This is a genomic window from Marinomonas sp. ATLA20, from assembly GCF_057180105.1.
Genome location: NZ_JBXUKU010000001.1, coordinates 596,051 through 612,322 on the forward strand (window position 1 = coordinate 596,051; position 16,272 = coordinate 612,322).

Consider the following 16,272-nt stretch of genomic DNA (forward strand, 5'->3'; position numbering starts at 1 on the left):
TCAAATAAAAGTCCAATCATGTTGCACAGAAATAGTGTGTTTATTTTGTTTTTGACTCGGATTAGTGCGTTATAAGACGTTTTTATGTCTGTAAATTGTGGTTTTTCCTAAATTCTTGGGTTTCTGTTTTTGGCACGTAAATTGTATTTGTCATTGTATACAATTAAAAAGGAACAAGGCCATGAAACAAGAATTTGAGCAAAGCCCTAGATTAGCGAATAGCGATCTACTGCCGGAGAAAGATCAAAAGTGGGGATGGTATAGCATTTTCGCTTTTTGGATGTCCGATGTGCACAGTGTGGGTGGTTATGTGTTTGCCGCCAGTTTGTTTGCGTTAGGGTTAAATGGTATTCAGGTATTTATCAGTCTGTTATTGGGGATTTCCATTGTATTGGTGTTTGCCAATCTGATGGGTAAGCCGGGACAAAAAGCAGGTGTGCCATTTCCTGTTGTTGCTCGTATGTCTTTCGGGGTGTTCGGTGCGAATATTCCGGCCATTATTCGAGGCTTGATCGCGGTTGTCTGGTACGGTATTCAAACCTTTCTGGCATCCAGTTCCTTTATTATCTTGTTGCTGTACTTCTTTCCTGAAATGGCATCGCTTGCGGACGAATCTTTCATCGGTCTGTCTTACCTAGGCTGGATTGGCTTCTCTGCTATGTGGGTCGTGCAAGGCATTGTGTTTATGTTTGGTATGGACATGATTCGTAAAGTGATCGATTGGTCTGGCCCTGCTATTTACATCGCTATGTTTGCGTTATGTATTTATATGATAAATCTAGCGGGTTGGGAAAACATCAGTTTCAATCTAAGCTCAAATAACCTGACGGGCCTAGATGTGTATGCGCAGATGTTTATTGCGATTGCCTTGGTCGCGGGTTATTTCGCAGGGCCAACACTTAACTTTAGTGACTTCTCTCGTTATTGCGGCAGTTATAAAAAATTAAAATTGGGTAACCTGTTGGGTTTACCGTTTAACTTTGTGTTGTTCTCTTTGTTCAGTGTGGTGATTGTTTCGGCTTCGATTCCTGTGTTTGGTCAGATGATCACCGATCCAGTGGAAACCGTGAAACGTCTTGATTCTGGTTTTATCACGGTACTGGGTGCATTGACGTTTATCTTTGCGACAGTGGGTATCAATATCGTGGCGAACTTTGTTGCGCCAGCGTTTGATTTTTCGAATGTTTCTCCACAGAAAATCAGCTTTAAAGCGGGTGGTTTTATTGCCGCATTTGGTTCTGTTTTGCTAACGCCTTGGAACCTGTTCAATAACCCAGAAGTGATTCATTACACAGTGGATGTATTGGGCGCGATGATTGGGCCTTTGTACGGCATTATTATTGTGGATTACTTCTTTATCAAAAAAGGCAACATCGATATAGCTGCCTTGTATACAGAGTCACCAAAAGGCGCTTATTGGTATGAAAATGGGGTGAATAAGAAGAGTGTTTATGCCTTGGTTATTGCGGGCGCGGTTTCTATCTTAGCGACCTTCGTATTTAGCGCCTTAGCAAACTACGCTATCTTTATTGGTGGTATCGTGGCGGCCTTGTCTTATCGTTACATGATGGAGCCAGAGCGTCTTGCTTTGCAAAGTATGAACCTTGCTAAATCGTAATTCGCTTTAAGTCGTAAACTAGTCCAAAACAAAGCCCCCGCATTTTTCAATGCGGGGGCTTTTTCGTGCGCATAAATAATGCGCTTAAGTTATCAGTTATGACATCTAGGAAACATTAAACCGTAGCTGCAAGGTCTGCTTCAGCAGCAGCTAGCATGTCGAATTCTTCTTCTGGTGTTTTCGCCACTAGGCGGTTTTTGCTGTACAAGAAGTAGTAAGCGGCGCCGATGGCGAACAATACCAGCGTGTAGAAAAACGCGCGTGGATCGTAAGCGTAAACACCCGTCAAAGCCAATAGAGACAACACAAAAGCGATAGATGAGGTAACGATACCGCCAGGTGTTTTATATGGGCGTTCCATGTTTGGTTGCTTGATGCGCAATAAGATATGGCTTAACGCCATCAAGGCATATGACACAGTCGCGCCAACAACGGCCATGGCTAACATCAGGTCGCCTTCGCCAGTTAAAGAAGCAAGAAAGCCCAAAATACCAGGTACGATCAAAGCGCGAGAAGGCACTTTGCGTTTATCGGTAACAGACAAGCTCTTAGGAAGGTAACCGGCGCGAGACAAAGCGAATACCAAACGGCTGTAACCGTAGATGATGGAGAAGAAAGAGGCGATCAAGCCAGCAAGCCCCAATACGTTAACCGCGGTTGCCAAGGTTCCGTGACCTGCAAAGTTCAAGGCATCCACTAAAGGCACGGCACTCTTACTCATGGCGTCTGCACCTGCTGCGCCCGCCAATAAAAACACCACTAAAAGTGCAGTGAAAAGTAAGAAAATCATCGCGCCGATAATGCCCTTAGGCACATCTTTCGCTGGGTCTTTGGCTTCTTCTGCTGCAAGAGGAACGCCTTCAACAGCCAAGAATAACCACATGCCAAATGGCAATGCAGCCCAAACGCCATACCAACCCATTGGCATAAACTCAGACGCGCCAGCGGCATCGGTTACGGCAACATCGAATAAACGGCTTGTATCAAAATCACCAATCAAGGCCACCGCCGTTGCTAAGATGGCGATAACCGCCAAGCCACTGATGACCATCATGACTTTTAGTGCTTCACCAACCCCAGCCAAGTGGATGGCAATAAAAACAAGATAAAACGCCGCATAAACCCAAGGCCCATTAAATCCTAGGAGGGCTTCCACCGCAGAGCCGATGAAAATGACAATGGCCGCAGGGGCCAAAGCGTACTCGATTAAAACCGCTAATCCTGTTAAATAGCCGCCTGTTGGTCCCATAGCTTGGCGAGCAAAGCTATAACCGCCGCCAGCCGCTGGAATCGCTGCGGACATTTCTGCTAAGGATAATACCAGCGTCAGATACATCACGGCCATTAACCCTGCTGCAATGGCAAAGCCACCCCAGCCCGCTTCGGCGATACCAAAGTTCCAGCCTGCGAAATCGCCTGAAATTACGTAAGACACCCCTAAACCCGCTAGCAAAATCCAGCCAGCGGAGCCCCTTTTTAACTGGCGTTTTGCCAGGTATTCTTTATCTAATTGATCACTCATTGTCGTTCCTTTTATGCTCTAGTTAAGTGGTATAACCGTCATTTTTGCCCGATGGGCTTATGTATTTCTTGTCCTTAAGAGATGAGGAAGTTCTTTGACTCCTTGCTGGTATCCATAATTAAATCATCGTCTGATCTGTCTTTGAGTTTGACGCCAGACAGCTTCAGGGCTCGTGCTTCGTTTAATAAATAAAAGGCTTTGCGCGCCGCTTCTTGGTAAACCAAGCCAGCAGGTCGAACATTAGATATGCAGTTACGGTAGGCGTCGGTAAAGCCGACTTTGCCACCCCAAGTTAGGTACAAACCTAAGCTATCAGGCGAGCTCAGCCCCGGGCGTTCGCCTATTAACACCAAAACGCACTTGGCGTTTAGTCTTTCGCAAATATCATCGCCAATGGCCACTCGGCCTTGTTTTACAAAACAGATAGGCGCTAGCTTCCAATCGTTTATATGGCTAGCAAGCGCTTGCAGAAAAGGCAGCGTGTTTTGCTCTATTGCCAGTGATGACAAACCATCCACCACCACAATGGCAAGGTCATAATTTTGCGTTGTGGAAGCTCGATGCTTGTCTAGTTTATTGGCAGATTCTTCGTCTAGCCTGCGGCCATAATCTGGACGCTGTAGATAGGTTGCGCGATCCGTCGCGCGACTGTGCAGCATTAGGGGGGCACAGTTTTTCGTCCAATCTTTCGCCCAGTCTTGCTCCATGAGTGCTTTTGATAAGGCCTCGCTATCAAGTTGAGTGTGAACGGCATCAATGGCCTGAGCGTGGGCAAGTTGAAACGCTAATAAATGCTTGGTTGGTACGCTGATACCGGAGCGGCCCAATCCAACCCGCGCATCGGTAAAAGCATTAAGCTTGCTCCACGCGTTTTCGGTGACAGGCTCTTCTTTTCCAGTAATAACAGAAGCATACGGATGAGGCGGAAAAGACTTATTAGATTTAGGGGTATCTTGGCTCATGAGCGACCTCCAATCATACGATTGAGTGACTTATGAAACGCATCTGGTAGTTGGTGGTTGAGGGTGAACTGTTCGTTGTTTTTAAAGATTTCCATCTTGGCTAACCAAAGATCAAATTCTGGTGAAGGCTTCAATCCTAATACCTTTCGAGCATATAGTGCATCATGGAACGAGGTGGTCTGGTAGTTCAACATGATGTCGTCGGAACCTGGGATGCCCATAACAAAAGTGCAACCAGCGACACCTAAAAGTGTCAGTAAATTATCCATGTCGTTTTGGTCGGCTTCGGCGTGGTTGGTGTAACACACGTCGCAACCCATGGGTAAGCCAAGCAACTTGCCGCAGAAATGGTCTTCCAAACCCGCACGGGTAATTTCTTTGCCATCGTACAAATATTCAGGGCCGATAAAACCGACCACGGTGTTAACCAGCAATGGGTTGAATTTACGCGCTACTGCGTATGCGCGAGCTTCGCAGGTTTGCTGATCCAAGCCGTGATTGGCGTTGGCTGATAAAGCGCTGCCTTGGCCTGTTTCAAAGTACATGACGTTATTGCCAACCGTGCCGCGATTCAGCGACAAGGCGGCATCTTGGGCCTCAGCCAGATTCGCTAAGTTAAAACCAAAACTGTCGTTGGTGGCTTGGGTTCCGCCTATCGATTGGAAAACCAAATCTACTGGCGCACCTTGCTCGATGCATTCAATGGTGTTGGTAACGTGAGTTAAAACGCAAGATTGAGTCGGGATTTCATAATGCTGGATGACTTCGTCCATCATCTTGATCAAGCGCGTGGCTTGCTGCACGTTGTCGGTAGCAGGGTTAATACCAATCACAGCGTCGCCATTGGCGTAGAGCAAACCGTCTAACATGCTGGCGGCGATGCCAGTTAAATCGTCCGTTGGATGGTTCGGTTGTAACCGCGTCGATAAATGTCCTGGTAAGCCAATAGTGTTACGAAACGCGGTTTTTACATGGCATTTTTTTGCGACCAGAATCAAATCCTGATTGCGCATAATTTTACTGACCGCCGCGGCCATTTCTGGCGTCACACCGGGGCGGATCTGAATCAGCATTTCGCTGGAGGCAAGGTCGCTTAACAACCAATCACGAAAGCCACCCACGGTCAGATGAGAAATAGCAGAAAAAGCGCTTTTGTCATGATCGTCTAATATTAGTCGGGTAATTTCATCTTCTTCATAGGGAACGAGGGCTTGTTCTAGGAAAAGGCTCAGTGGAACATCGGCAAGCGTCATTTGTGCGATGGCGCGTTCTTCGGCGCTTTCAGCTGCAACACCGGCTAAGCGATCACCTGATCGTGCCGGCGTGGCCTTCGCCATTAAGTCCGCAAGATCGACAAAGCCGAAGGTGCGTTCGCCTACTGTGTTCTTAAACTGAAAAGTCGAATTTGGCTTGCTCATAATTATCTCACGCGCTTTACTGACATGGTGTTGGTTCAAAAAAGCAAACAATAAAAGGGTGTAAATTTTGCATAGCTTGAACATATATAACGTTAGTTAACATTACGGAAATCCATAAACCGACGTTATCGAATAATGGCAAAATTATTAATGTCTATATATTTCAATGGGTTAGATTTTTATTAAATAAGCATTTAATAAAAATCGATATATAGCGGGATGAAGATATGTCGTTAAACCTCAAAAACGCACCAAAAGAGGGCTTTTCCCCTCGCATATCGAAAGTTAGATTGTCGGAAGCTCACGATGCCGATTTGCATGCGAGTAATTTGACTAACTGGCAGCAAGAGTATGATCAAACCAGCCGTGGAAGTTTTTACGGCCGTATTGTCGAGTTGCCTTTTGATGGCTTGCAGGTGTTTTGTGAGCACACCAGTCAGTCATTGCAGCAAAAATGCGTCGTTTGGCCGGACTCTGTTTGGCTGGGGATTCCTCTTGCCGATCAAGAAGAGAGTCGCATCAACGGCTTAACCATTAATCCCAATAATATTATGTGCCGTCCAGGAGATTGTGACTTTCAGCTCTCCACACCCCAAGATTACGATTTATATGGTCTAGTGGTAGATCAGTCCAAGCTAATGAAGATGGCGTTGATCCATGGTGTCGATCTAAATTGGACAGAACTCACCGAACATGGTCGCCTTGGCGTGCCAGATAAAACCTTAGAAGAAGTGCGCTTCTTACTCGCGCGATTACTCAGTGCAGAAAGCAGAACACCGCCGCGCTTGCAGCAAGACATTGTGATGATGGCGTTGCTCGAAGTGCTCAAAGTAGAAACGCCACAACCCGCTAAAACACAAAGCTATTATCACCGTAAAAAAGTCGTCGATTGCGCCCGCCAGTTTTTAGATCATCACCTTGATGAACCCGTTACCGTGACGCAATTGTGTGAAATAACCAACGTTAGCCGTCGAACCTTGCAATACAGCTTTGAAAGTATCCTCGGCGTCAGCCCGATTCAATACCTACGCATTAGCCGACTAAACGGCGTGCGCCGTTCGCTGGTTCAAGCCCAACACGGTCAAGCCGTCAGCGACATCGCCGCCCAATGGGGATTTTGGCACTTAAGCCAATTTGCCAAAGACTACAAACAACTCTTTGGGGAAACGCCTTCAAAAACACTTACGGGGTTGAGTGGTTGAGTGCAAAGTAAAAAACTAGGACTAATAAGACACCCACACAAGCTTGGTGATATCAGTGTATAAAATGCATCAGGTCATAAGGTCTGAGTGAATTGCTTGCCTCACGGGTGAAATCACGCTACAAAAGAGCAAACAAAGAACCAACATAGCGGCGATCAAAGACCATCTGAAGCGGCGTCGCCGAAATAAGCTTTGATATTTGGCGAGTTATATAACAGGGAAGTCCTACCATGAAAAAAGCAAATCAAGCTATATTTTCATCTGACCCTAATACTCTACAAGAGAAGAAATTGACCCTTCAGTAATACCAACCTTTAAAGTCGGTAACAATCTATTTAACGATGTTGAAATCATCCTAGCAATTCATGGAAAACCTCTAATATGGCTAGAACCTCCCGAAAAAGTAGATGAACCTTTTTTAGTTAGCGCTGTATTTTACGATAATGCGGGGCAATACATTGCCAGCATTAACAGAAATCAGTTCACAAGCGTTTTAGGCACACATGACGTATGGGGAGAAGGGACACGAATTGAAATTCGCCCTCAAAAAGGAATGATCGGGTTAACTCTCAACATTGAGGGAGATAAGCCAGTTCATGTTGAGCGAATTAACATGAACTATTTAGGAAACCAAGTAACAGTTAATAAAGCTGGTCAACTCACATTTGGAACGTTCCATTTAGATAACGTTCAAGTGATGGGCGCCAATACCGCTGTAAACATTGGAAGTATACCGTCAATTCCATTCAGAGATTTCAGCGGCCAATGGAAAAAAGCGACTGTTGCTCACCAAATTTCTAAGCACGAATTGCAAATAATAAATGTTAATGGCATCAAATGTGGGTGGGTTCTAGGTAACTGTCTTATAAACTCGAGTTACGAAGTGGTTGCGAGCCATCAAGATGGTACCGTAACCTCTTTGACAGGCGAATATATTGGTGTTCTTACAAGCAACCATAAGGGGCAGTGCACACTAGTTAACCCTTCTGATGAACATGACAATTATGAGCCTATTTGGGTTTCATCGCAGGAGAAAGCGACAAAGAACATAAGGGCTAACCATTGCGTGGATATGACCTATCGCCTTTTCAATATTGAGAGAACAAAGCGAAACCCGAGTATAACTAACCCTACTGCTGAAACTCCACCTCCCCAGCAGGAAGTGCAATCCCCCAAATATCTGGAAACAAATGACCTGATTTGCAATGGAGATAGAGTGAATATAGATTTCTTAGGAAAAATTAATAGTATTCCTTTTGATGGCGGTTCGGCCAAGAACCATCAACTCGTTATAGGTGAAGGAAAAATGTTGCCAGGTTTTGAAGATGGGTTAATCGGTAAAAAAGTTGGAGATGTATTTGATATCGAGGTCAGTTTCCCCGGCGACTACCCTGCTCTGAACCTACAAGGCAAAAAAGCTGTCTTTACAATCTTGATTAATCAAATAGAAAGATACGTGCAATAATCATTTTTATGGCTTCTCAACGGAACTGACGAATGATGTCATTAAATAAATACAAAAAAATGAAGTTATAGAATTATATAAAGTCGGTGTAGGAATGAGCAAACAATTACAAACAATTAGAACAATTAGAACAATTAGGGTCAGATGAAAATTAACTAGCATTCCTATAAATTACTCGCTGCGCTTCTCATTTTCCGCAGAGCGCGGCTTTATGCCCCAAACATTGGATTCACATCCATACTCTTATGTAAGATCCTGATAATTTTAATATTCTGACTACCAATTTGTTGATAAAAAATAACATGGCTTCCTTGCGGGAACTTTCGGTAGCCATCTCTGATTTCATCACACGCTTTGCCAATGTCAGGGTTTTCAGCTAATAGCCAAAATGACTCATCGAATTGTTTTAGATAAATATTTCGTTGCTCTCGCCCCCACCGACGGGAGGTAAATACGGCAATATCTTTTAAATCGGATTTTGCCTTGATGGTAAGTTGGAATGGTTTCATTTTTTCTCTTCGTTATCGAGTTCATTGATCAATGAATCGAGGTCATAATCTGCCAAACCACTTTCTTCACCTTCAACGAGCAGCTGTCGTAAGGTGTTCATTTTCGTTTCTTGTGTTTCAAGTAAACGTAAAGCGGAACGAATCACTTCACTTGCTGAACCATAGCGTCCACTTTGGACCTGACTACTGATAAAGCTATCAAAATGTTCACCAAGCGTAATGCTAGTATTTTTCGCCATTGCGATCTCCTTAATACCTAATAATACCTAATTATGGTACTTAGTTGGTTTTATCGCAAGTGTAGGGTGACAAACAACTTAAGCCGGTTCTTTATGGGTGGCCGTTTATGGCGTTTCTCTGATCACCTCCCTTCATTCCCCCTGTCTTTCCATCGCCCCGAAAATTATTTTTAAAAAATTATCATTTATCTGAAACCTTTTTTAAAAAGATGAGTATCTCTGTATGAGCCACCCAACTGGGTGACACCCAGTTTACTAATACAACTCATATAGGATGATTATGATGAAAAAGACGATTATTGCCGCTACGACTGCTTTCGCTGTTTCTGCTTGTTCAACTGGCTTTTATGGAACATCAGACCAAGATAGCCATATAGCTGGATACGCGCTTGCCAATAATGGAACGACCTTGATCACAATGGGGTCTATCGCGTCTCCTGCTAAAATGGACACTTTTAAGCTAAGTAGTAAGCTTGATGCCGTGGCTTATCGCCCAGTTACTGGCGAGTTGTTGGGCTATTCCAATGGCACTGTCTATTCTGTTGATACTAAGACAGGTAAGTTAACCGATCTTGGTGCTAGCTTTACAAAAGGTGCCATGATTTCAAAGGGTGCTTCAGCAACCGCGATGGATTTTAATAATAAAATCGATGCTGTACGTATGGTGGGGTCTGACGGTACCAACTTGGTGTATTTCCCAGTTGGTTTTGGTAAAGAAGATAAGCGTGCCAATTCAGTATTAAAATTCACCTCAACATTCTATGCAAAAGGCGACAGCAACGAAGGCATGACGCCTGAAATTTTTGCCAATGCTTACACGAACGCCATTGCCGGTGCAAAAGCGTCGAGCACTTTCCAGTTTGCGTTAGACAGTAAAACAGATTCCTTGGTCAGCCTTGCTAATAATGCTGGCGAATTAAAAACCGTCGCTAAGATCACCATCAATGGCAAGGCCGTAGACGTATCATCAATGGGTGGCTTCGATATTGTTTCTGCTAAAGAAGGTTCTGACGCCGCTTACGCTGTATTGCAGCTTGAAGGTGCATCAAAAGCCGGTCTTTACTCTATGAACCTCATGACAGGCGCGGCAACATTAATGGCTGATCTGCCAATGGGTGGCTTTAGCGGCTTTGCTGTCTCTGGCGCAAAATAATGACAAAGGGTGTTTTTACACCCGCAGTCGTTCAATAATAGCTAGGGGCTGCTGAAATATCTCCGTATTCTTCATCAGCCCCTAATTAGCTCATCATTCCCTCATTAGTCGCTGTGCCGATGCAAATTGTCTATTAGAGTAATGTGAAGCGTGGTAAAAATAGAGCATCGCTTCAGCTTTAGATAATTATCATTGGGAGATAACATGAGTGTTCAAATTCGCCCTGCCATCATTGATGATTTACCTGCACTCACAGACCTTTATAATCACTACATTGTGAATACGTCGACGACCTTTGACATAGAGCCTTACACGTTAGAAGGTCGAGCTGTTTGGTTTTCGCAGTTTGCGCCCACAGGTCGGCACCGCTTATTGGTGGCGGAACAAGACGGTGACATTCTTGGTTATGCTTGTAGCGGTCAATTCAAACCAAAACGCGCTTATGAAACGTCGGTGGAAGTCAGTATTTATCTAAAGCCAAACACCAAAGGTCGAGGTCTAGGAACCGCTCTGTATCTTGAGCTGTTTGAGCAACTGGAAACAGAAGACGTGCACCGCGCCTACGCGGGCATCACCTTACCCAACGAAGCCTCACAAATTATCCATGAAAAATTCGGCTTTGAATCTGTGGGTGTTTACCTCGAAGTAGGCCGAAAATTTGGTCAATACTGGGATGTGGAATGGTTCGAGAAAGAGATCGGTGGGCGTGATTAGAAAGCAAAGCCCAACTTGGTAGAAGCTGGGCTTTGTTTAAAGTGACTTTTCCATATCGTTTTTCTACACTGCTTTACACGATTGCCTTTCAATAAGACGACAGCCGAGTTCTACTCTTCGCGCTGGTGCATTTTTGCTGGTGCGACGAGTGAGAAGTTCGAGCTCTTCCAAGGCGCAGCGGGCAATGTGATGCAGCGGCGTATGAACGGTTGATAGAGCAGGTTTCATCATCTGGCCCGCAAATACGTCATCAAAGCCGAGAATAGACACATCCTTTGGCACTTGTATGCCTTTCTTCTGCAAGGCATTCAAGACACCGATAGCGACGTTGTCGGCAAGACAAAAGAAGGCTGTCACTTTATTTAGGTCTGGGTTCTGTTCCAACCATTTAGTCATACCTTTTTCAGCAATGTCTGGTTGGAAGCTGTCCAGTTGAATTTCAGTGGTTGCAAGGCCCAGTTCGAGGTGTTCGTTAATGGCTTCTTTAAAACCATCAAGTCGTTGTCGGATGGTATAGCGCCCAGGCCAAGAGACAATGCCTATGTCTCTGTGGCCCAGTTCAATCAGATGCTCAACACCTAGACGAGCGCCGTTTCTGTCGCCAATACCGACTGAGCCAATGTGCATGCCGGGTTCTTGCCCTGCGAGCAAAATACAGGGCAAAGCCGTATTGATGACTTCATTTAGAAGCTTTTGGTTTTCGTCGAAGTACACCAAAATGCCATCGCATTTCGTCTTTGTCAGGCGTTCCGATATTTTGCTGTAATCGTCTTTTATTTCGTCGATCAAAATGGGTTCGATTTCGATCCCTTTTTGCTCGCATTCCTTGCGTAGTGTTTCGAGTATTGTCCATGAGACGAAATTGACGTCGGTTTGCCTAAGGCGATCAGAATCTACAAACAGGGCGATTTTACGCAATGTTGGTGTCTGCGCGCGCTTAATACGAGAGTCCAAATAGCCAATGTCTTTGGCTATTTTTAACACCCGTTGGCGAACGTCATCAGATATTTTAGCGGTGCCATTCAGTACGTGACTGACCGTACTGATGGCGACACCGCTTTGTTCTGAAATTTTCTTTAAACTCATAGCTTATTTGACTCCACTGCCAGCTACGCCCTCAGTAATGTATTTTTGTAAAACGAGAAAGACGATGGTCACTGGTAATAGTGCAATAACGGTCATCGCGAGAATATAGTGCCATTCTACCGAAAATTGTCCTTGGAAAGCATTTAAACCAATTTGTAGCGTGTAATTCTCTGGACTTGATAGCACGATCAATGGCCAGAGGAAATCATTCCATCGCCATATAACAGAGAATATCGCTAATACCGCCAAAGCTGGCGCGCAAAGAGGTAATACAATGCGCCAATAAATCCGAAACTCTGACGCGGCATCAACTCGGGCGGCTTCGATCAAATCGTCTGGAATGGTCAGCATGTATTGCCTTAGCATAAAGACGCCGGTTGGTGTGGCGACCGTGGCGAAAATTACCCCCCATAAATTGTCCGCGAGATTTAAGCCGACAATGACGATAAAGGCAGGCACCATTATGACAGACAGCGGCAACATTAAGGTGGATAAAATCAACATGAAGATCGCATTTTTGCCGCGAAATTTATACTTTGACAAAGCAAACGCTGCCATAGAGTTCAGCAGTAGTGTCAATATTGTCGCCACTACAGTGACGAACACCGTATTTTTGATGTAAGTGAAAAAATCAAAACGCTCTAGAGGGTCCGTATAGTTCTGCCATTGAAAATGCACGTCTTTTAGTTGGGTGATTTCTGAAATAGGCACTTGGAAGGTTTTTTCCGGATTATCCATATCCACGACGGTGGCTTTGATGCCAATGCGGCGCACTAGGGCGACTTGTTTGGTTTCGCCATTGGGTTGAGCCCATTCCCAAACAGAAAGGTCTTTGTCGTAGCCTTCTACCTGAGTGTTCACTGTCGATTGTGGGATGAGGCTGGGTGGAAAGCTGTTTACTTCCGCCTCGGTTTTAAGTGAGGACAACATAGCCCAAGCAATTGGAATGGCGATCACCGCAGTGCCTAGTGTTAGCCAAAGCCAAGACAAAATATCGGTAATGTCCATTTTTCCGTGATGACGAGTACGGGTTAAAAATTTAAGCATAATTAGTACTCCGCTTTTTTCGCTAGCCAGACTTGTATTAACGTCAGAGCGAGCAGGGCTAAGCCCATTAATACTGATGCCGCCGATGCAAGACCATAAAGTCTAACTTCTGAGCTGAAGGCGGTTTGATAGATAAATTGCACAATAAAGGTGTTTGCGGTTCCAGGGCCACCGCCATCGGTCAGTACCCAGGCTTCATCGAAGACTTGCACTGAGCGAATCAATAAGAGTACGGCCACCACCAATAAATTCGGTGTTAGCAAGGGCAGGGTGATACGCCAGAACTGCCGCCACTCGCTGGTGCCATCGACTTTTGCGGCTTCGTAAATGTCTCTTGGAATGGCTTGCAGACCCGCCAAAATGATCAGAGTAAAGAAGCCCATGTGGAACCAGATGGATACATAAACTACCCAAAATCGTGACCACCAGACTTCCAGTAGAAAAATAGTACGTTCGCCACCAAGGTCTATTACGAAGGAGTTTAGTAAACCATCACGAGCAAGAAACCATTTCCAGATTAGACCGACCACGACAGGAGACAGCAGTACCGGATAAAAGAAAATGGAGCGAAAAAGCGCCTTGCCTTTGGTTAAGCGGTTTAAGACAACGGCGGTGATAAGCGCCATGATCAAGGTGCCTGTGGCGTTGAGTAAAGTATACCACCAGGTGTTATGAACGGCTGTCCAGAATAGATCGAACTCACAGCTAGCAGGGTCCATGTAGCTGCCGCAGTTGAGTAGGCGTGAGAAGTTTTCGAAGCCAATAAATGGACGATCCCAAATCAGCATATTGGTGCCGCCAGTAAAAGCGTAAGCAATGGCTAAGCCAACGGGTAAGAAAACGAACAAGGAAAATAGCACCATGTTTGGAGCGACAAACAGGTAGCCCATGCGTTGTACGCCAATCTTTTTCTGTAAATAGACGGTCGGCAATTCAACAAAACGCATGAATCTATCGAGAATCGAGAAAAGGAAAGCGGACAGATTTTTCATGCTTCTATCCTCTTAAATGCTTGGTCTGTTTTATCGCAGAAGACGTGCATGAATTGCGACGTGAAGCGAAGGAAAATGGTGTCGCCAATTTCAGCTTCAAAGTGATGAGGAAGGTGTGCCACTAACTCTTCACTTTCTCCCTGCATGGATCCATAAATAAAGGTTTCATGCCCCATGCACTCAAGCTGAGTGATTTCTAATGGAATACCAGATTCGGCAATTTCGATGTGCGATGGACGAACGCCAAGGGTGACACTATCGCCTACTTTTGCACTTTCTGAAATGACGGGAATACTGAAATGATCGATGGTGGCTGACGTTACTTCAATTCCGCTTTCATCAACCTTGGTGATTTTGGCCTTAAACATGTTCATTTTGGGTGAGCCAATAAACTCAGCAACGAAACGGTTAGCAGGGCGTTCGAAAAGGTCGAGAGGCTTGCCGACTTGTTCAATTCTACCGGCGTTAACCACGACGATTTTTTCAGCCATGGTCATGGCTTCCACTTGATCGTGGGTCACATAAATCATGGTGGTATTTAGCTTTTTATGGAGCTTAGTAATTTCGCCGCGGGTTTGCACTCGCAGTTTGGCGTCTAGGTTAGACAGAGGTTCGTCAAATAGAAAAACTTTTGGGTTACGTACGATGGCTCGACCAATGGCGACCCGTTGCCTTTGTCCGCCAGACAGCGCTCTGGGCTTTCTGTCCATATAAGGTAGAAGGTCGAGTAGCTTGGCCGCTTTTTGGATACGTTCTTCGATGATGGCACGATCCATATTGAGGTTTTCGAGACCAAACGACAGGTTTTTCTTCACTGTCATATGTGGGTAAAGCGCATAGGATTGGAACACCATGGCGATTTCTCGCTCGGCGGGGGAAAGTTGGTTCACAATTTTGCCGTCAAACAAAATCTCCCCTGATGTGATGTCCTCTAATCCAGAAATTAAACGTAATAAAGTAGACTTGCCGCAACCTGACGGTCCTACCAAAGCGACAAACTCTCCATCCTCGATGTCGATATTAACGTGATGCATGACATCAATGGACTCATAGCGTTTATGAAGGTTTTTGAGCTGAATGGCAGCCATTTTGGTGCTCCTGTTTTTTATATTTGTTATTAGAGTCTTTTTACGACTGCTTTACCTTGTCTTGGTTTCGCTCGCGTGTCGTGAAAAAGGCCTCTATAAGAGTATTTATTAATGCGAGTGTTAGCGTTTTTTGTTGGTTACACTCCGATATTCAGATAAAAAAAGTGACGCTAGTGCTTGGCCGTAAGGCGTTGGCGTATTGCCAATTTGCTTATAAAAATCTAATGAGTGTCCCATGGCAGTGCCATCGGATACTTCTTCCAAAATACCTTTGTCATTGATTCTAGTGACCACTGCATTCAGACATAAATTAATCATGTCTTGGTATTCTGTGATTTCTAGCAAGCCTTCGCGACAGCCAGCCAGTAAACCATAACCAATGGCAGCGGTGGCCGATGCTTCAATAGGTGAACTAGGGTCATCAAGTAAAGTATGAAACATGCCGTCTTCACGTTGGCACTCTTTTAGTGCTTTGACTTGCGTTAAATACACATTTTTTAATTGTCGAGCGGTGACGCTTTGCGGCTTAAGAATGCGAAACAGCTCCGGAATAGAAAGCGTTAACCAAGCATTGCCACGGGCCCAAAGTGCATTGGCAAAGTTATGTCGACCAAGGAATGTCCAGCCGTGATAAAACAGTCCGCTGTGCGTGTCGCCAAGAAAACGGATATGACATAAATATTGATATTGCGCTTCTTCGGACCACTCTGGTCGTTGGCAAAGTTTGCCCGCTACGCCCATAAATAAAGCGGCCATGAATAAGGTGTCATCCCAGAGTTCACCGTCGTTGTCACGTTCTTTGACGAGATGCTGATAACCTTCTTCATCGGTTTTGGGCATTTGAGTGTGAATCCAGTCGGCCCATTCTTCGACAATGTTTTTCCAGTCTTCACGTTGAAAGTGTTCGGCTAAGAGGGCCAGCGTTAGCATAGGCGCAGTTGAATTGACTTGGCGGCGAGGTAAACCGCGTTGGATCTGCCAATCGTACCAACGGCCAATGCGTTCTAATGCGGCTTGGTCGTTGCGTTCTTTGGCATCACGAAAATCACCGTATAATCCGACGCCTACTTCCCAGTCCCATTCATCGAATAGGATGTCGTCGCTGGATTTTGCTTCGACATCGCCTATGCCTTTCAGTGAACGGAAGCCTTGTGATAAAGCGTTTAATGCTTGATTTAAATTGTCTGTGTTGATGTTTGTTTGCATGTTTGTGTTCTCCAAATACTTAGCCTCTATCATTTAATAAACAGAGCCTTG

15 protein-coding genes are annotated in these 16,272 nt (G+C 45.0%); 5 read left to right on the forward strand and 10 right to left on the reverse strand.

Going from position 1 to position 16,272, the window contains the following annotated elements:
• The first annotated feature begins 181 nt into the window (after positions 1-181).
• A complete protein-coding gene (locus AC2A4J_RS02660; protein WP_255827707.1) occupies positions 182-1,618 on the forward strand; it encodes an NCS1 family nucleobase:cation symporter-1 in 1,437 nt (478 codons plus the stop codon).
• Between the two features lie 115 nt (positions 1,619-1,733).
• On the opposite strand, the gene eat is transcribed toward AC2A4J_RS02660, so the two are convergent.
• From eat to AC2A4J_RS02675, 3 genes are all read right to left on the reverse strand, one after another.
• Complete coding sequence (gene eat / locus AC2A4J_RS02665) at positions 1,734-3,140, reverse strand: ethanolamine permease (protein ID WP_484174810.1); 1,407 nt, start codon at positions 3,138-3,140, stop codon at positions 1,734-1,736.
• A gap of 74 nt (positions 3,141-3,214) precedes the next feature.
• Positions 3,215-4,102 carry an ethanolamine ammonia-lyase subunit EutC gene (gene eutC, locus AC2A4J_RS02670; RefSeq protein ID WP_484174811.1) on the reverse strand — a complete coding sequence of 296 codons (888 nt, stop codon included), beginning with the start codon at positions 4,100-4,102 and terminating at the stop codon, positions 3,215-3,217.
• The gene (locus AC2A4J_RS02675; protein ID WP_484174812.1) at positions 4,099-5,520 is read right to left on the reverse strand and encodes an ethanolamine ammonia-lyase subunit EutB; all 1,422 of its coding nucleotides are present in this window, start codon (positions 5,518-5,520) and stop codon (positions 4,099-4,101) included. The genes eutC and AC2A4J_RS02675 overlap by 4 nt, the downstream gene beginning before the upstream one ends.
• A gap of 227 nt (positions 5,521-5,747) precedes the next feature.
• On the opposite strand from AC2A4J_RS02675, the gene AC2A4J_RS02680 reads away from it, so the two are divergent.
• Entirely contained in the window at positions 5,748-6,722 is a 975-nt protein-coding gene (locus tag AC2A4J_RS02680) for a helix-turn-helix domain-containing protein (RefSeq protein ID WP_484174813.1), read from the forward strand.
• Positions 6,723-7,335: 613 nt separating this feature from the next.
• Entirely contained in the window at positions 7,336-8,187 is an 852-nt protein-coding gene (locus AC2A4J_RS02685) for an FKBP-type peptidyl-prolyl cis-trans isomerase (RefSeq protein ID WP_484174814.1), read from the forward strand.
• Between the two features lie 209 nt (positions 8,188-8,396).
• Here the strand turns inward: AC2A4J_RS02685 and AC2A4J_RS02690 are convergent, their stop codons facing one another.
• Both AC2A4J_RS02690 and AC2A4J_RS02695 read right to left on the reverse strand, forming a co-directional pair.
• On the reverse strand, positions 8,397-8,696 hold the full coding sequence (locus tag AC2A4J_RS02690; protein WP_484174815.1) for a type II toxin-antitoxin system RelE/ParE family toxin: 300 nt from the start codon (positions 8,694-8,696) through the stop codon (positions 8,397-8,399).
• Complete coding sequence (locus AC2A4J_RS02695) at positions 8,693-8,935, reverse strand: type II toxin-antitoxin system ParD family antitoxin (RefSeq protein WP_484174816.1); 243 nt, start codon at positions 8,933-8,935, stop codon at positions 8,693-8,695. Before AC2A4J_RS02695 ends, AC2A4J_RS02690 begins: the two co-directional genes overlap by 4 nt.
• A 283-nt stretch (positions 8,936-9,218) precedes the next feature.
• Here AC2A4J_RS02695 and AC2A4J_RS02700 point away from each other — a divergent pair, with 283 nt between their 5' ends.
• Together AC2A4J_RS02700 and AC2A4J_RS02705 are read left to right on the forward strand one after the other, a co-directional pair.
• A complete protein-coding gene (locus tag AC2A4J_RS02700) occupies positions 9,219-10,088 on the forward strand; it encodes a DUF4394 domain-containing protein (RefSeq protein ID WP_484174817.1) in 870 nt (289 codons plus the stop codon).
• 204 nt (positions 10,089-10,292) lie between these two features.
• Positions 10,293-10,802, forward strand: coding sequence for an N-acetyltransferase family protein (locus AC2A4J_RS02705; RefSeq protein ID WP_484174818.1), 510 nt, complete (start codon positions 10,293-10,295; stop codon positions 10,800-10,802).
• Between the two features lie 63 nt (positions 10,803-10,865).
• Here AC2A4J_RS02705 and AC2A4J_RS02710 read toward each other — a convergent pair whose 3' ends face one another.
• From AC2A4J_RS02710 to bglB, 5 genes are all read right to left on the reverse strand, one after another.
• Entirely contained in the window at positions 10,866-11,888 is a 1,023-nt protein-coding gene (locus AC2A4J_RS02710; protein WP_484174819.1) for a LacI family DNA-binding transcriptional regulator, read from the reverse strand.
• 3 nt (positions 11,889-11,891) lie between these two features.
• On the reverse strand, positions 11,892-12,935 hold the full coding sequence (locus AC2A4J_RS02715) for a carbohydrate ABC transporter permease (protein WP_484174820.1): 1,044 nt from the start codon (positions 12,933-12,935) through the stop codon (positions 11,892-11,894).
• Between the two features lie 2 nt (positions 12,936-12,937).
• Entirely contained in the window at positions 12,938-13,927 is a 990-nt protein-coding gene (locus AC2A4J_RS02720; protein WP_484174821.1) for a carbohydrate ABC transporter permease, read from the reverse strand.
• A complete protein-coding gene (locus tag AC2A4J_RS02725) occupies positions 13,924-15,015 on the reverse strand; it encodes an ABC transporter ATP-binding protein (protein WP_484174822.1) in 1,092 nt (363 codons plus the stop codon). The genes AC2A4J_RS02720 and AC2A4J_RS02725 overlap by 4 nt, the downstream gene beginning before the upstream one ends.
• Positions 15,016-15,135: 120 nt before the next feature.
• Positions 15,136-16,221: a beta-galactosidase BglB gene (gene bglB, locus AC2A4J_RS02730; RefSeq protein WP_484174823.1), complete on the reverse strand. Its 1,086-nt coding sequence runs from the start codon at positions 16,219-16,221 to the stop codon at positions 15,136-15,138.
• Between the last annotated feature and the right edge of the window lie 51 nt (positions 16,222-16,272).

Bases quoted from the DNA above. Each gene is read 5' to 3' on its own strand.
- AC2A4J_RS02660 (WP_255827707.1), top strand. From the start codon at position 182: ATGAAACAAGAATTTGAGCAAAGCCCTAGATTAGCGAATAGCGATCTA.
- eat (WP_484174810.1), bottom strand. From the start codon at position 3,140: ATGAGTGATCAATTAGATAAAGAATACCTGGCAAAACGCCAGTTAAAA.
- eutC (WP_484174811.1), bottom strand. From the start codon at position 4,102: ATGAGCCAAGATACCCCTAAATCTAATAAGTCTTTTCCGCCTCATCCG.
- AC2A4J_RS02675 (WP_484174812.1), bottom strand. From the start codon at position 5,520: ATGAGCAAGCCAAATTCGACTTTTCAGTTTAAGAACACAGTAGGCGAA.
- AC2A4J_RS02680 (WP_484174813.1), top strand. From the start codon at position 5,748: ATGTCGTTAAACCTCAAAAACGCACCAAAAGAGGGCTTTTCCCCTCGC.
- AC2A4J_RS02685 (WP_484174814.1), top strand. From the start codon at position 7,336: ATGAACTATTTAGGAAACCAAGTAACAGTTAATAAAGCTGGTCAACTC.
- AC2A4J_RS02690 (WP_484174815.1), bottom strand. From the start codon at position 8,696: ATGAAACCATTCCAACTTACCATCAAGGCAAAATCCGATTTAAAAGAT.
- AC2A4J_RS02695 (WP_484174816.1), bottom strand. From the start codon at position 8,935: ATGGCGAAAAATACTAGCATTACGCTTGGTGAACATTTTGATAGCTTT.
- AC2A4J_RS02700 (WP_484174817.1), top strand. From the start codon at position 9,219: ATGAAAAAGACGATTATTGCCGCTACGACTGCTTTCGCTGTTTCTGCT.
- AC2A4J_RS02705 (WP_484174818.1), top strand. From the start codon at position 10,293: ATGAGTGTTCAAATTCGCCCTGCCATCATTGATGATTTACCTGCACTC.
- AC2A4J_RS02710 (WP_484174819.1), bottom strand. From the start codon at position 11,888: ATGAGTTTAAAGAAAATTTCAGAACAAAGCGGTGTCGCCATCAGTACG.
- AC2A4J_RS02715 (WP_484174820.1), bottom strand. From the start codon at position 12,935: ATGCTTAAATTTTTAACCCGTACTCGTCATCACGGAAAAATGGACATT.
- AC2A4J_RS02720 (WP_484174821.1), bottom strand. From the start codon at position 13,927: ATGAAAAATCTGTCCGCTTTCCTTTTCTCGATTCTCGATAGATTCATG.
- AC2A4J_RS02725 (WP_484174822.1), bottom strand. From the start codon at position 15,015: ATGGCTGCCATTCAGCTCAAAAACCTTCATAAACGCTATGAGTCCATT.
- bglB (WP_484174823.1), bottom strand. From the start codon at position 16,221: ATGCAAACAAACATCAACACAGACAATTTAAATCAAGCATTAAACGCT.